General features: G+C 38.5%; 16 protein-coding genes and 1 tRNA gene. 10 read left to right on the forward strand and 7 right to left on the reverse strand.

From position 1 onward, the window contains the following. Positions 1 to 33: 33 nt before the first annotated feature. From BLS35_RS16715 to BLS35_RS16725, 4 genes are all read left to right on the forward strand, one after another. Positions 34 to 648 (forward strand): porin family protein, encoded by a 615-nt coding sequence (locus BLS35_RS16715; protein WP_090783138.1) that lies wholly within the window; start codon positions 34 to 36, stop codon positions 646 to 648. 238 nt (positions 649 to 886) lie between these two features. After that, positions 887 to 1,063 carry a hypothetical protein gene (locus BLS35_RS27870; protein ID WP_165973335.1) on the forward strand — a complete coding sequence of 59 codons (177 nt, stop codon included), beginning with the start codon at positions 887 to 889 and terminating at the stop codon, positions 1,061 to 1,063. Between the two features lie 152 nt (positions 1,064 to 1,215). Next, positions 1,216 to 2,706 carry a glycerol kinase GlpK gene (gene glpK, locus BLS35_RS16720; RefSeq protein WP_090783140.1) on the forward strand — a complete coding sequence of 497 codons (1,491 nt, stop codon included), beginning with the start codon at positions 1,216 to 1,218 and terminating at the stop codon, positions 2,704 to 2,706. 32 nt (positions 2,707 to 2,738) lie between these two features. Then, positions 2,739 to 3,470: an MIP/aquaporin family protein gene (locus tag BLS35_RS16725; RefSeq protein WP_090783142.1), complete on the forward strand. Its 732-nt coding sequence runs from the start codon at positions 2,739 to 2,741 to the stop codon at positions 3,468 to 3,470. A 7-nt stretch (positions 3,471 to 3,477) separates the two neighbouring features. Here BLS35_RS16725 and BLS35_RS16730 read toward each other — a convergent pair whose 3' ends face one another. Next, positions 3,478 to 4,173, reverse strand: coding sequence for a LytR/AlgR family response regulator transcription factor (locus tag BLS35_RS16730; RefSeq protein WP_090783144.1), 696 nt, complete (start codon positions 4,171 to 4,173; stop codon positions 3,478 to 3,480). A 182-nt stretch (positions 4,174 to 4,355) separates the two neighbouring features. Between BLS35_RS16730 and BLS35_RS16735 the strand changes: the two genes are divergently transcribed. Next, positions 4,356 to 4,958: an insulinase family protein gene (locus tag BLS35_RS16735; RefSeq protein WP_090783146.1), complete on the forward strand. Its 603-nt coding sequence runs from the start codon at positions 4,356 to 4,358 to the stop codon at positions 4,956 to 4,958. Between the two features lie 184 nt (positions 4,959 to 5,142). On the opposite strand, the gene BLS35_RS16740 is transcribed toward BLS35_RS16735, so the two are convergent. The 5 genes from BLS35_RS16740 to BLS35_RS16760 all read right to left on the reverse strand — a co-directional run bounded on the left by BLS35_RS16740 (position 5,143) and on the right by BLS35_RS16760 (position 10,454). Further along, entirely contained in the window at positions 5,143 to 6,360 is a 1,218-nt protein-coding gene (locus BLS35_RS16740) for a thioredoxin fold domain-containing protein (RefSeq protein WP_090783148.1), read from the reverse strand. Between the two features lie 388 nt (positions 6,361 to 6,748). Then, entirely contained in the window at positions 6,749 to 8,068 is a 1,320-nt protein-coding gene (locus BLS35_RS16745; RefSeq protein ID WP_090783150.1) for an ATP-binding protein, read from the reverse strand. 259 nt (positions 8,069 to 8,327) lie between these two features. Beyond that, positions 8,328 to 8,415, reverse strand: a tRNA-Ser gene (locus BLS35_RS16750). A gap of 47 nt (positions 8,416 to 8,462) precedes the next feature. Then, positions 8,463 to 9,893: a pyruvate kinase gene (pyk, locus tag BLS35_RS16755; protein ID WP_090783152.1), complete on the reverse strand. Its 1,431-nt coding sequence runs from the start codon at positions 9,891 to 9,893 to the stop codon at positions 8,463 to 8,465. A 141-nt stretch (positions 9,894 to 10,034) separates the two neighbouring features. After that, positions 10,035 to 10,454: an IPExxxVDY family protein gene (locus BLS35_RS16760; protein ID WP_090783155.1), complete on the reverse strand. Its 420-nt coding sequence runs from the start codon at positions 10,452 to 10,454 to the stop codon at positions 10,035 to 10,037. A 160-nt stretch (positions 10,455 to 10,614) separates the two neighbouring features. Between BLS35_RS16760 and BLS35_RS16765 the strand changes: the two genes are divergently transcribed. From BLS35_RS16765 to rnc, 3 genes are read left to right on the forward strand one after another with little or no spacing between them, the layout of a single operon-like run. Continuing rightward, entirely contained in the window at positions 10,615 to 10,851 is a 237-nt protein-coding gene (locus BLS35_RS16765) for an acyl carrier protein (protein WP_008241990.1), read from the forward strand. A gap of 27 nt (positions 10,852 to 10,878) precedes the next feature. Further along, positions 10,879 to 12,132, forward strand: a complete 1,254-nt coding sequence (gene fabF, locus BLS35_RS16770) for a beta-ketoacyl-ACP synthase II (RefSeq protein ID WP_090783157.1) — start codon at positions 10,879 to 10,881, stop codon at positions 12,130 to 12,132. A gap of 54 nt (positions 12,133 to 12,186) precedes the next feature. Further along, positions 12,187 to 12,915, forward strand: a complete 729-nt coding sequence (gene rnc / locus BLS35_RS16775; protein WP_175459609.1) for a ribonuclease III — start codon at positions 12,187 to 12,189, stop codon at positions 12,913 to 12,915. On the opposite strand, the gene BLS35_RS16780 is transcribed toward rnc, so the two are convergent. Further along, on the reverse strand, positions 12,912 to 13,631 hold the full coding sequence (locus BLS35_RS16780; RefSeq protein ID WP_254778942.1) for a hypothetical protein: 720 nt from the start codon (positions 13,629 to 13,631) through the stop codon (positions 12,912 to 12,914). The two genes, rnc and BLS35_RS16780, sit on opposite strands and share 4 nt — an antisense overlap. A gap of 113 nt (positions 13,632 to 13,744) precedes the next feature. On the opposite strand from BLS35_RS16780, the gene BLS35_RS16785 reads away from it, so the two are divergent. Then, positions 13,745 to 14,608: a YicC/YloC family endoribonuclease gene (locus tag BLS35_RS16785; RefSeq protein WP_090783161.1), complete on the forward strand. Its 864-nt coding sequence runs from the start codon at positions 13,745 to 13,747 to the stop codon at positions 14,606 to 14,608. A gap of 6 nt (positions 14,609 to 14,614) precedes the next feature. Next, positions 14,615 to 15,184 carry a guanylate kinase gene (gmk, locus tag BLS35_RS16790; protein ID WP_090783163.1) on the forward strand — a complete coding sequence of 190 codons (570 nt, stop codon included), beginning with the start codon at positions 14,615 to 14,617 and terminating at the stop codon, positions 15,182 to 15,184. The last annotated feature ends 16 nt before the right edge of the window (positions 15,185 to 15,200 follow it).

Genomic DNA, 15,200 nt, shown 5'->3' on the forward strand with positions numbered 1-15,200 from the left:
CTTTCAACTGCCAATATATTAAAACACATAAATATGAAAAAGTTAATTATTTTGGCCTTAGGCCTATTTGCAGCAGGTGCTGCCAACGCACAAGCCCCAATCAGATTGGGGGTTAAAGCAGGTTTGAACCTTCCAAACATTATCAAGGATAATGGTAACAACGATTTTAAAACAAAGATAAACCCTGGTTTCAATGCCGGCGTAACTTTAGATATCAACCTAATCAAAGGTCTAGCATTTACGCCAGAATTACTTTATTCGACTAAAGGGTACAAAGCTGAAACTCCATTTGGGGACTTTACACAAACAACCAGTTTTATTGATCTTCCAATTCTGGCCAGCATTAATGTTGGTGGAAGCGGCCTAAACCTTGTAGTAGGTCCACAAGTGTCCTTCTTACTTTCTACAAAGAATAAATTTGAGAGTGGCCTAGGAACTGCAGAGCAGGAGATCATTGAAGATAAATCTGATCGATTTAAAAAGAGTCTTGTCGGCGGACTTATTGGTTTTAGATATGACATCAACAATAAGGTCGATATCCACGGCCGTTATGCCTTAGACTTCCAGAAAAACAATGAGGATGGTTCAAATGAAACCCCTGAATTTAAAAATCAAGTCTTCTCATTAGGATTTGGAGTTAAATTCTAACACAAAACATACCCCCCAATAGAAAAAGCCTGTTCACAAAAACGTGAGCAGGCTTTTTATGTATAAATCGTCTATATGATACTTTTATAAAACATATCTTTTCCTGTACTGTTGTAAAATGTAGTATTCATATTACCATTCATTATTATGAAACCATCATGTGTAGCAGACCCCAAATGAATAAATTTTTGATAGCACATGATAGCTTCATCACAATTAAAAATCAAATTATATTCTGATGAAAAATCAACCCACACAAAAACACAGCGGAAGTGACCAGGGCAGAACAACCTCGGATCGAATGTTTCACAGTACAAAACAGGACAAGAAACAGCAAGGCATTTCAAATGGGGGTGGTCAGCGTTCCGACCAAACCTCTAACAGAGATAACCAACGCAAACGCGAAGGTCATTAAGAATTTATTTAGGTGAGGATTAAATTCCCTTCTATTCCAGAAAAGCATTCCATGTGGAATGCTTTTTTTTTACAATTTCACATTGCGTCTTTTACTTTCGATAATGATTGTTTATACTTACGTTTTATTACACATCATTGCAATTGTAAATTATGAGCAAATTTATTTTATCCTTTGATCAGGGAACCACAAGTTCAAGGGCGATTGTATTTAACCAGGAAGGAAGCATCATTTCCCTCGCACAAAAGGAGTTTGAACAAATCTATCCTCAACCAGGATGGGTAGAGCATAACGCTAGTGAGATCTGGACTACGCAAATTTCTGTAGCTACAGAGGCTATCGTAAAAGCAGGCATTACACCTACCAATATTGCTGCAATTGGTATTACCAATCAGCGAGAAACCACTGTATTGTGGGATAGAAAAACCGGAGAACCTTTGTACAACGCTATTGTATGGCAAGACAGACGTACATCTGGCTATTGCGATGAACTTAGAGCCAAAGGCATGGCTAAAGACATACAGGAGAAAACTGGGCTTATTTTAGACGCCTACTTTTCCGCCACCAAAATCAAATGGATTCTTGACCATGTACCGGGAGCCAGAGAAAGAGCTGCTGCTGGCGAGATCGCTTTTGGAACTATCGACTCCTGGTTGATATGGAATTTAACCGATGGTAGAGTTCACGTTACTGATGCAAGTAATGCATCAAGAACAATGATATATAACATTCATACCCTGGATTGGGATCAGGATCTATTGGATCTTTTCGATATTCCAAGAAGCATCCTTCCTGAAGTGAAATCCTCCAGTGAAGTTTACGGTGAAACCACGGGCAATGTACTTGCTGCAAAAATCCCTATTGCCGGAATTGCAGGCGATCAACAAGCAGCCTTATTCGGACAAATGTGCACGCAAGTAGGAATGGTAAAAAACACCTACGGAACAGGTTGTTTTATGCTAATGAATATCGGTGATAAACCTATTGTTTCGCAAAACAATCTGGTGACTACCATCGCATGGAAAATAAACGGCAAAGTACAGTACGCCTTAGAAGGCAGTATTTTTATTGGTGGTGCTGTCGTGCAATGGCTAAGAGATGGTCTGGGCATCATCAAGACCTCAGCTGAGGTGGAAGAGCTGGCACTTAAGGTTGAGGACACTGGAGGAGTATACCTGGTCCCTGCATTCGCCGGACTTGGCGCCCCACACTGGAATCAGGATGCTCGTGGTACCATAACAGGCATTACCCGCGGTACAACAGCTTCACACCTTGCAAGAGCAGCGGTAGAGAGTATCGCTTTTCAAACAATGGAAGTGCTCAAAGCCATGGAAGCCGACTCCGGCCATAGCATTAAAGAATTAAGAGTAGACGGCGGCGCCACAGCCAATGATATGTTGATGCAGTTTCAGGCCGACTTACTCGACACTACAGTCATCAGACCAAAAGTAACGGAAGTAACGGCATTGGGTGCCGCTTATCTAGCTGGTCTGGCGGTTGGATATTGGAACAGTATGGACGACATTAGTGGACAATGGAAAATTGATAAAAATTTCAATGCTGGAAAAACGGATCATATTCCTGAAAGAATTAAGGGTTGGAATAAGGCGGTGAAGGCTGCAAAAGCTGCCGCCGAAAACTAATATATCACTAAACACACTTAAACCTAACTAACATGTCTCCATTTACAGCCGAAGTTATTGGCACTATGTTTCTTATTTTATTGGGCAATGGAGTCGTTGCCAACGTGGTTTTGAAAGGAACCAAAGGGAATAACGGGGGCTGGATTGTCATCACCACCGCCTGGGCCCTTGCCGTATTTGTAGGCGTTGTTATAGCTGCCCCATACAGCGGTGCCCACCTAAACCCAGCCGTTACCATCGGCTTAGCTATTGCCGGAAAATTCAGTTGGGCTGACGCTCCGACCTATATTGCAGCACAGTTTATCGGTGCGATGCTGGGTGCCTTCCTGGTTTGGCTCTTGTTTAAAGACTTTTACGCAGGTACTGAAGACAAAGGCGCCAAACATGCCACATTCTGTACTGGCCCAGCTATCCCAAATACGGTTTCCAACCTAATCAGTGAAATCATCGGCACTTTCGTACTGATCTTTGTCATCTTCCATTTTACAGGCGCAGAAATGGGTGTAGATAAAAATCCTATTGGACTAGGATCCATTGGTGCCCTACCTGTAACTTTTCTTGTCTGGGTAATCGGCTTATCACTCGGTGGGACTACTGGATATGCCATTAATCCGGCAAGAGATCTTGGACCAAGGATAATGCATGCAATATTACCAGTTGCCGGAAAAGGAGGTAACAATTGGGGATACTCATGGATCCCGGTTGTTGGACCTATAATAGGCGCGGCACTGGCTGCTGTACTTTATTTATGGATCAAAATATAGCGCGTACTTAAAGAAACTGCATCCGATCATATAACCCTGCCCTGTAGGCATCAGACACAGGTACAATATTTTGGTTAATGACAAGCATTCCACCGTCTATTGTATCAATCTTACTTACATTGACGATAAACGAGCGGTGCACCTTAAAAAAAATACTTTTAGATAGCTTTTCTGCTACCGACTTTAATGAAGAGTGGATAGCGTAAGTATGGCCAGGGATGTTGATTTTAACATAATCTCCCCTGGCCTCCATATATAGAATATCGTTTATTTTTAATCGCCGAACTACATTAGACGCCCTTATAAAGACAAATTCATCTGCATTATCGGGCATAGCCAGGCTTTTTACCATCATCATCTTTCTGGCTTTTTCTACGCCCATCAAAAAACGAGCAGGCCTAACGGGTTTTATCAAAAAATCTACCACATTAAGATCAAAGGCTTCCGCCGCATAATCCGCAGTAGATGTAGTAATGATAACCATAGGCCGCTTATCTCCCAAACTCTTCACCAACTCCAAGCCATTCATATCTGGCATTTCTATATCCAGAAACAAAATATCAATCTCTTTTTGTTGGAGTTGCATATAAGCTTCAACTGCACTAAAGCACTCCCCTACCACAGTAAGAGCAGGCTCCAGACTTATCATTTTTTTAATAATAGTTAACGCGATAAGATTGTCATCAACAATTAAGCAGTTCATTTAGAATCGGGAATGATTATGATAAAAATAAGCATAAAACACAGAACACCATAGGCCTGAACAAACTGAACACAAGAAAAATGCATTTCATCGGGCGTATCTGCCTTTCTGCCTATTCTTTATTCCAGAGGCCAAATACCTACCGTAAATTTGCTTTATAAATTAAAAAAAAGACTCTACCTATGCAGACTACTAAAAAATTATTTATTGCAACTATTGCATTATTTTCTACTCAATTCGCTCAAGCACAATCTTCCACAATGAAAAATCCAGTAAGCTTTAAACTTAGCAACGGCCTGACCGTAATTGTTGCTGAGAACACGGGAACGAATAAAGTTTACTCGAGCTTTACTGTTGACAGCGACGCAGCGAATCAAAGTGGCAAAGCCGGGGCGCAAGATGTATTAAATGTGATGTTAAATCAAACAGCAAGCGAAGTTGAAACAGGTGTAAGTTTCGATGACAAAGGCGGCAATCTGGCTTCATTAGCTACAGATTTTGACAAGGCACTTTCAGTAATGTCAGGTACTATAAAAACACCCGCTTTAAATCAATCTTCTTTTGACAAGGCAAAGCAAAATATAGTTGAACATTTGAAAGCTCAAGATCGTTACTATCCGGAAGCAGTTAATGAAACAGCCTTGCAGCAATTAACGCTGAACGACGTGCAATCCCTTTACAAGGGAACCATTACTCCATCAAAAGCTTACCTTACCATTGCCGGTAACATTGATCCTTCTACCGCGAAAGCCCTGGCTAAAAAGGAATTCGACAAGTGGCAATAAACTTATCAGGAGGGGTAATGCCGCAATGCTTGCCTCCCTTTTATAATCCTAATTGCAGGAAGCTGACAGGCAGGCCTGCAACCTGCCCCGGAATGCCCCAAAAAGGCTTACAACAACAAAGAGCGTTTGTATCATGAAGTTCACAACACAGACGCTCTCTATTTACATCGTTTATTAAATGAGTTTACTCTCCTTTTTTCATTTTGTCAAGCGTTGCCTGATAGTCACCCTTTTTATCAGTTGGAACTAGATTCACAGCCTTTTGTTGCATTGCAATTGCTTCGCTTTTTTTGCCCAGTTTATAAAGAAGGTTAGCATAAGTATCTAAAATCGCAGGGTCTTTTTCCTGAGTCTCTTCAACACTGCGTTTGCTCCATGCCAATGCAGATGCAACACAATCAGGATCTTTACAGTTTTCAAAAACTGCCCATGCAAAACTGTTTAACATTTCTGCAGTTACCTCTGAACCATATTTTTTCATGTAATCTAATACTGCTGGTTGAAACTTGTCCCACTTTTTTGTACCCTGGTAAAACTGAACTCTCAGCAAATCCGTAGACTTTTTCATGTCAACCGTAGGATATTTAGCACTCGCTACCGCAATCAGCGAATCTATATTTGCAGTTGGCTTTCTTAATCCCGGATAAACGTTTTCATTAAGAATAACTTTACTCAGAACTTCATTTGCTTTTCCTTTTCCAAGTACAACATCCACTTTTTTAGGATCTTTTAGGATCACGTCAAAACCTTTGCTTTTACTGTTCTTTGTGTATTTGCTTAAGAACTCCAAATTTGCTTTTGTATACAGGTCTTTCTGCGTTGCCAGGTAAAGCGTGGCATATTTTGCAGCATTTTCATCATCATAGGCAGATTCGGCAATAGCAACCAGCTCTTTTAATCCTTCAGGAGATGGGTTAGCCGTGTCATACTTCTTTAACATGGTGTAATACTGTGTTTCAGGATTCAATGCCTTTTTCGCTTTAGCGATAAAAGCATCGGCCTCTCCACCGCCAACAATTCTGTGTACCAGCTCACCTTGTGGTGAAAAAATCAGAAATGTAGGATAAGCTCTAATTTTAAATTCCTTGTTAATCAAATCCGCATCTGCATACCAGCTTTTCACTTCTTCGTTGTCATCTTTAGTTTTGTCGAACTGCACCTTTACGTTCACAAAGTTCTTATTGAAGAAATCGCCGACTTTTTCCTGAGGAAAAATATTGCTGCTCATGTACTTACATGGGCCACACCATGTTGTGAAACAGTCTACCAAAAGGTATTTATTCTCTTTTTTTGCCTTTTCTTTTACTTGCTGCCAGGAAAGCCCATGTTCAAAATGGGTCCCTTTGTCCTGCGCTGAGCCCAGAAAGGGAATAAACAAGAGTATTAAAATTAGTTTTTTCATATTTTTTTGATTTGTTAGTTTTTTAAATTTAACAAAATCAAAGTAAAGACTTTCTGCATACTAAAGATTTTACACAAAGAGTCTTTAATAAATGTCTGCTCGTTTAATGGCATGATTTGCAATTAAACATCAATAGAAATGCTTAAAACAACAAAAGACCAACAATGTTGGGCTTTAAATCATTCAGCGGGGAATGTGGGTCAATCCATTGGAACACTTGAAAGAACTTTTAAGAATAATAAGAGAGATCTATAAGAATAAAGACCGGAAAAACATGATGTTTTAACATAATAGAGGGCTAAAAACCCACTGTAGAGATTTACCACATATCTTATCTCTAGTAGAGAATTTTGTATGTCCTAAAACTTCAGTCCATCACCTCTAGTGATCAGCTAATTAGCGCGAGCAATTTCTCTGTATAATCAACCAAAAACAAGGGGATATTAATCAAGCCGTCATCTTTCTTCAGGTTCCTTAGGGAATACCTTGCCCGTATGGATGGCTCGTAAAGCCCATTATAAATAGAAAGACTTTTACTACGTACATTCTCATCCGATTTCACCTCAATAGGGATAATTTCATTTTTCACCTGAATAATAAAGTCAACCTCTGCTTGGTTACCCGAAGTCCAGTAACGCGGTTGCACCTCAAAATTTTTGACCAGGTGCTGCAACACATAATTTTCGGTTAATGCACCCTTAAATTCTGTAAATAACCGATTACCTTCCCTAACAGCTATCGGATCAAGCAATGAAAGCCGGCGTAGCAAACCGACATCAATCAAATAAAGCTTAAATGCCGAAAGGTCATCATAAGCAGAAACAGGCAAACCAGGTTTGGTAATTTTAAAGACCCTATGTACCAAACCTGCATGCGAAAGCCAAAGCAAAGCATCTTCGTATTCTCTTGACCGGGCACCCGTTCTTACACTTTGATACAAAAATTTTTTATTATCCCGGGCGAGTTGCGAAGGGATAGACGACCATAAGTGATTAATTTTAGGCACGTCCTTACTTTCTGCGTATTTAGAAAAGTCAAGAGCATACGCATTTATTATATTTTGCAACACCTGCTGTGTTTTTCCTATGTCCTCCTGCTCCAGTAAAGTGACAACTGCTTCAGGCATTCCTCCACAAATAAAAAATTTCTTCAACTTATCTACCAATGGATTAAAAAAGATATCAGGTATGGGTTCAAGTTTATCTATACTTTCAATGTATGCAAATAGCTTTGGATCATCAGCAGATAAGAATTCAGAAAAACTGATGGGGTTCACCTGCAAAAAATCAACTTTTCCCACTGGAAATGAATTTCCTTTTGACATGGCCACACCCAATAATGATCCTGCACTGGTCACAGCATATTCGGGCGCATTTTCATAAAAATACTTTAGCGTATTCAAAGCTTCATTACATTCCTGTATCTCATCAAATATGATTAATGTTTTTTGCGGTTCTATCGGCAAACCATGCACCAATGATAAGTTCTGCACAATGCGTTGGATATCCTTAGTATTTTCAAAAAACTGCTTTAGATCCGGCTGTTCCTCAAAATTGAAATAAGCAACATTGTCAAACTCGGTAGCACCAAAATGTTTCAACAACCAGGTTTTACCAACCTGCCTTGCACCTTGAAGCACCAGAGGCTTGCGGTTTGCGTCTATTTTCCAGGCAGATAATTTCTTCTGTACAGTTCTTTCAATTTGCATAATCACAAGTTAAGCATGAATTGTGTGATAAAAATCACACAATCGTCATTAAACTATGTAAACCTATATAAACTTCTTCGATTTAACAACAATTTTAAATAACAATCCCCTTTGATCGTATTTCCACAAATTAGACAAGATCTTCACAATATGAATACAATAAGAGCTGATTTATTTGTATTTAACATAACGAGTTTAGAACTCTAAAAAAGCCTTAAAACAACAAAAGCCCAACAATGTTGGGCTTTAAATCATTCTGCGGAGAGTGAGAGATTCGAACTCTCGATACCCTTGTGAGGTATACACACTTTCCAGGCGTGCTCCTTCGACCGCTCGGACAACTCTCCATTTTGCGGATTGCAAAAGTAGAAAAATTTTTGAATGCTAAGGAATATTACTCAATAACAGAAACCTTAATCATATTCGTTTTGCCTTTAGCTTCCATCGGGATAGCCGCAGTATTGATGATTACATCACCAGCTTTAATCAACTTATTCGCTTTAAGCAAGTCATTTACATCCTGAATAGTTTCATCAGTACTTTCAAATTTATCATAGTAAAAGCCCTGAACACCCCACAATAAACTCAAGCTATTTAATAAGCTTCTGTTACTTGTGAAGATATAAGTATGTGCTTTTGGTCTGTGGCTAGAGATTTGAAACGCAGTATAACCGCTCAATGTCATCGAAACGATACCAGCAGCATTTGTTTGCTTAGATAAGAAACAAGCTGTATCACAAACCGCATCACTTAAAAAGCTATCAGCTTTATGCTTCAAGAATTTCTCAGGGTGGAAAGGATAGTTATTTTGTTCAATATTTTGGATGATCTTCTGCATTGTTTCAATAACGATCAATGGAAACTCACCTACAGAGGTCTCACCGCTTAACATTACAGCATCAGCACCATCCAAGACAGAGTTAGCCACATCATTCACTTCAGCACGAGTTGGCCTTGGTGTAGTGATCATACTCTCTAGCATTTGTGTAGCCACAATTACTGGTTTAGAAGCCGCACGACATTTTTGCACAATCATTTTTTGCAACAAAGGCACTTCTTCCATTGGCATTTCAACACCTAGATCACCGCGGGCAACCATAATACCGTCAGAAACAGCAATAATTTCATCAATATTAGCAATAGCTTCAGGTTTTTCAATCTTAGCAATTACACGAGCAGTTTTACCTCTTTGTTTGATGATATCTTTTAATTCTATAATATCCTCAGCGTTACGCACAAACGAAAGACCGATCCATTCTACATCGTTTTCGAGAACAAACTCTAAATTATTACGATCTTCAGCGGTAAGAGAGGGAATAGAAACTTTAGTATTTGGCAAGTTCACTCCTTTTCTTGAAGTCAAGATTCCACCGTGAACAATCTCACACAAAACCTCGTCAACAAGATTAGTTTCAAGAACTCTCATCTGTAATTTACCATCATCTAATAAGATGATCTCACCAGCTTTAACATCCTTTGGAAAGCTTTCATAAGTGATATAAATGCGCTCCTCATTACCGATACATTCTTTCGTGGTAATCGTAGTGGTAGCACCATTAACCAACTGAATACCACCATCCTTAACCATACCAATCCTAATCTTAGGACCCTGTAAATCAGCTAGTATACCTACGTTATAATTATGTTTTTCATTGAGTGCGCGAATGGTGTCCAAAACTTCCTGGTGGTCTGCTTGTGAACCATGAGAAAAGTTCAAGCGGCATACATCCAGTCCCGCGTTAAACATACTATATAAAACTTCTGGTTTAGCTGAGGCTGGGCCTAATGTTGCTACGATTTTTGTTCTTGAATGAAATGGTTTCATTGAGTTATTTAAATTTATTACAGACCAACAAAACGAGCGTTTATCAACACAGAAAACCGATGCCAGTCTGATTTATTAAAGTTATCTGTTTGGTTATGTAAAATCAAATATAGTGTATTTTGTACACCTTCAATATAAAATTTACATTATCAAATTTTCTTTTGACTTCAATTTGGCAGGATCAATCTGCGCAGCAACCTGAATATCAGGCAGTTTATTAATGCCCGATATAATATAATTCAAATCTTCCTTGTCAATATACTGATGAATAATCATAAAAAAATCAACTTTATTCATCTCTGGAATTAAAAAACCTTCGCCATTTCGGTTGTTTACAATGTAATATTCTATCTCTCCTTGCTCCACAAAGTAATAATATTTGGAGAAAGCCAGGGGTGCTTCATCAATATTAAAATAAACTTCATGATCGTCAATCTTCTCAAACCCGAAATTTAAGCTTGTATTTATTTTATGACAAAGTACATAATCCTTTAAAGATGCGGTAATAGCAATTAAAACAAAATCGAGGTCTAATGAAAGTTTTAAATAAGTTTTGTTCAAAACAGAATATTTTACGGGAATACGAAATTATAAAACTAATTTTACATTGTTAATGTTCAAAATAAAAACATTAAAATTGGGAGAGAAATAAAAACATTTGAAATGTGTAATAATTTATTTTTCTTTGCACTGAATTATTTAACCATTAAATTATAACATTATGTCTGATATTGCTTCAAGAGTTAAGGCTATTATCGTTGAAAAATTAGGTGTGGATGAAAACGAAGTTACACCAGAAGCTTCTTTCACTAACGACTTAGGTGCGGATTCTCTAGATACAGTAGAACTTATTATGGAGTTTGAAAAAGAATTCAACGTAGCAATTCCTGATGATCAGGCTGAGACTATTGGTACAGTTGGTCAAGCAATTGCTTACTTAGAGAAAAACGTTAAGTAAAATACGGTTTCCGTATAATCCGTATAAATGGAATTAAAAAGAGTAGTAGTTACAGGGTTAGGTGCGCTCACTCCAATTGGTAATACCGTTCCAGAGTTCTGGGATGGTTTGCTTAATGGGGTGAGTGGTGCCGGCCCTATTACCAGTTTTGATACTTCAAAGTTCAAGACAAAATTTGCATGCGAGCTTAAAAACTTCAATCCTGAAGACTTCATGGACAGGAAGGAAGCTCGCAAATTAGATCCATTTGTTCAGTACGCAATAGTTTCTACAGATGAGGCTGTTAAAGATGGTAACTTCGATTTTTCACAGCTCGACACCAATCGTATTGGTGTAATCTGGGGTTCTGGTATTGGCGGATTTAAAACATTTCAAGAGGAAATGAGGAACTTCTTTTTAGGTGATGGTACGCCACGCATAAATCCGTTCTTTATTCCAAAAGTCATTATCGACATTGTTCCCGGCCATATTTCTATTAAATATGGATTAAGAGGACCAAACTTCGCAACCGTTTCTGCTTGTGCCTCAGCTACAAACGCTATGATTGATGCTTACAACTATATTCGCTTGAATATGTGTGACGTTGTGATCAGCGGTGGTTCTGAAGCCATCATTAATGAAGCCGGTATCGGTGGATTTAATGCAATGCATGCCCTTTCGACAAGAAATGATGATCCAGCAACAGCTTCAAGACCTTTTGACTTAGACCGTGATGGCTTTGTTGCAGGTGAAGGTGCCGGAACAATTATTCTGGAAGAATTGGAGCATGCTAAAAAACGCGGTGCTAAGATCTATGCAGAATTAGTTGGTGGTGGAATGAGTGCAGATGCAAACCATATTACAGCTCCACATCCGCAAGGATTAGGTGCAAGAATGGTGATGACAAATGCCTTAAACGACGCCGGATTAACGACAGCGGACATCGATTACATCAACGTTCACGGAACTTCTACTCCGCTGGGAGATATCTCTGAAAGTAGGGCCATTGTAGATTTATTTGGAGAAGATGCTTATAAATTAAACATCAGTTCAACAAAATCGATGACTGGACATTTATTGGGTGCTGCCGGTGCAGTTGAAGCTATTGCTACAATTCTCGCAGTACAAAACGATATTGTTCCGCCAACAATAAACCACTTTAATGATGATCCTGAATGTGATCCAAAATTAAATTTCACTTTTAACAAGGCGCAAAAACGCACCATTCGTGCTGCTCAAAGCAATACATTTGGTTTTGGTGGTCATAATGCGTCTGTGATTTTCAAAAAATACGAAGAATAAGTCGCTTTATGTGGGAGCTACGACTAGTCGCTTCCTTTAATTTTTTAGTAATTAATGCCATTATTTGATCTCTATAAGCTTTATCTTTCAGCAGATAAGGTCTTTATAAGAAAGTTGAAAAACATATTGGGCTTTGTGCCTGGAAATGCTGTTTTGTATAAAATGGCATTCAGGCACAGGTCTGTGGCAAAAATTCTAAAAAATGGATCCAGAAGCAGCAACGAACGTCTTGAATTTTTAGGCGATGCCATCCTGGGCTCTGTAATAGCCGAATTACTCTTTAAAAACTACCCTTACAAAGAAGAAGGATTTCTAACCGAAATGCGTTCTAAAATTGTAAACCGCGCCAATTTAAATCAACTTGCCCGCAAAATGGGATTCGATCAGCTGATTGTATTTGATCAAAAAGCGGTTAACGTTCAAACCAAGCACCATTCTATGCTTGGCGATGCCTTTGAGGCCCTTATCGGCGCCATCTATTTAGATAAAGGCTATAATTTCACTAAAGATTTCCTGCTTAAAAGGATTGTTAAGCCTTATATTGACATCCATACCCTGGAGCTTACAGAAACTAACTTCAAAAGTAAACTAATCGAATGGTGTCAGCGCCATGGAAAAGACATTACCTTTGATCTGATCCCGAATGAAGAAGGCGAAAGTCCCAAATTATTCAGCATTCAGGCAGTTATTGAAGGCGAAAGTTATGGTATAGGAAGGGATTACAACAAGAAAAATGCGGAGAAATTAGCCGCAGAAAAAACTTGCGAAGCCCTATCTATCTAATTCTTAATAGTTTTTCCCAGCGTATCTGTATATTTTTTGTATGAATCTCTGATGTATTTAATGGCATCATACTCTGCCCAGTTTTTGGCCTTTTCGTACTCGGGTCTATAATCCAGCATAAACTTCTCCAGGTCAGCCCCTTTAAGGTCCGTATTGCTTTGTATCAAATATTCATTAAAGAACCCATCAATGCGGCTTTGCTGCATTTCTGTTTCATAATACCGGCCAAATCGTCTCGCATTCTTAGGTGTTCTACCAAATAGCTCATAAACTGCGGTCAAAGGCATAAACAAAAAAGATAAGAATGGTGGTTTACCTTGATAAAAGGAGCCCTTATTTTTATAATCCCTTTTCAGATCCTGCAGCTCCTGTTTTTTAGTTTGCCCACTGATATTCACTTCCTTAAGCATCTTTCCACGCACTAAATAAATCGCAAGATCCTTATTACTGGCCACAACAAGCTCCGCGTCAGAAAAATCTCTTTTGATCACTAAAAGCGTATCTCCTACCGAAGCTCGGATCTGGAACAAGCCCAAATCACTACTAACTACCCTAAAACCATTTCGTTTATTGATAACCTCCGATGCCGCGATGCGATTTGAAGTCCCTTTTTCAAATATAACTCCCCCCAACAAAAAATCTTGCGCCATAACGGCGGGAATGGAGATCAGAAAAAACGCCCAAAACAATAGAATATTTAAAGAATTAAACTTCATTATAGGTTATTTATTGATGTAAAAATAGCCAATGTTTAGTAATTCCCTTAGTTAAAAAAAGTTAAATGGGCAGAGAAAGCCAATAAATTATATCTTTGCACATGATAAAATCAATGACAGGATACGGCCTGGCCTCTGCAGATCATCAGAATGTAAAATTCGTTGTAGAGATAAAATCCTTAAATAGTAAGTTTTTGGAGCTCAATTTAAAGCTTCCTAAAGCCTTTTCTGATAAGGAATTGCTATTGCGCAATGTTTGCAGCAAAGATATAGAACGCGGAAAAGTTAGTGTTTCCATTAATATCGAACGTGGTGAAGAAGCATTAAAAGGCGCCACCATCAATGCCGCTTTACTAAGTAAATATTACAAGCAATTAGAAGAAATCAACATCAACTTAGGTGCAAATTCAAGCAATCTTTTACAAGCTGTGCTCAATTTCCCCGACGTGATTAGCTATGTTGAAGACGAGGTAAGTGAAAATGACTGGGCGATCCTGAACAACACATTTAATAAGGCTTTGGCTAGTTTTAACTTGTTTAGAGAGACTGAAGGCACTGTTTTAAAAACAGATTTGGAGCTTAGAGTTAAAAATATCCTTAGTTTTTTTAGCCAGATCGAAGTGTTAGAGCCACTTAGAATCCCGCTAATCAAAGCTCGTTTAAACCAATTTTTAGAAGAAAACGTAGGTAAGATCAATGTAGATCAGAACCGTTTAGAACAAGAATTGATTTATTATATAGACAAATTAGACATTACTGAAGAGAAAATCCGCTTAAGAAGTCACTGTGATTATTTCATTGATACTTTAAAAAGCAAAGATGCCAACGGTAAAAAGCTAGGTTTCATCTCTCAAGAGATTGGCCGTGAAATAAATACCATGGGTGCTAAAGCCAACGATGCCCAGATTCAACAATTGGTTGTTGGAATGAAAGAGGAACTGGAAAAAATTAAAGAACAATTATTAAACGTTTTGTAAGTACCAATGAAACAAGGTAAACTAATTATATTTTCTGCCCCATCCGGAGCAGGCAAAACCACTATCGTTAAACATTTGCTTACGAAGTTTCCATCTTTAAGTTTCTCCATTTCTGCCACTACACGTGAGTCACGTGGTGATGAAGTAAACGGAAAAGATTATTATTTTATTTCCAAAGAAGATTTTCTGCATAAAATAGCGCATCAGGAGTTTGTTGAGTTTGAAGAAGTTTATACCGGAACCTTTTATGGCACATTAAGATCAGAAATTCAACGCATCTGGGACAATAGCCAACATGTTATATTTGACATTGATGTTGAAGGTGGCTTGCGCTTAAAACGCAAATATGAGAATGATGCTCTGGCTATTTTTGTTCAGCCACCATCATTAGAGATCTTAAAAGAACGTTTAACAGGTAGGGGTACTGATAGTGCCGAAAAGCTCCAAGAACGCTTTGTAAAGGCTGAAAAAGAGTTAGCTTACGCTGATAAATTTGATGTGATCCTTAAAAACCACGATTTAGAAACCGCTTGTCTTGAAGCTGAAAAATTAGTAGGAGATTTTATAAGTAAATAAATGAACCGTTACGCCT

The sequence above is a fragment of the Pedobacter sp. ok626 genome, assembly GCF_900100435.1.
Taxonomy (GTDB): Bacteria; Bacteroidota; Bacteroidia; order Sphingobacteriales; family Sphingobacteriaceae; genus Pedobacter.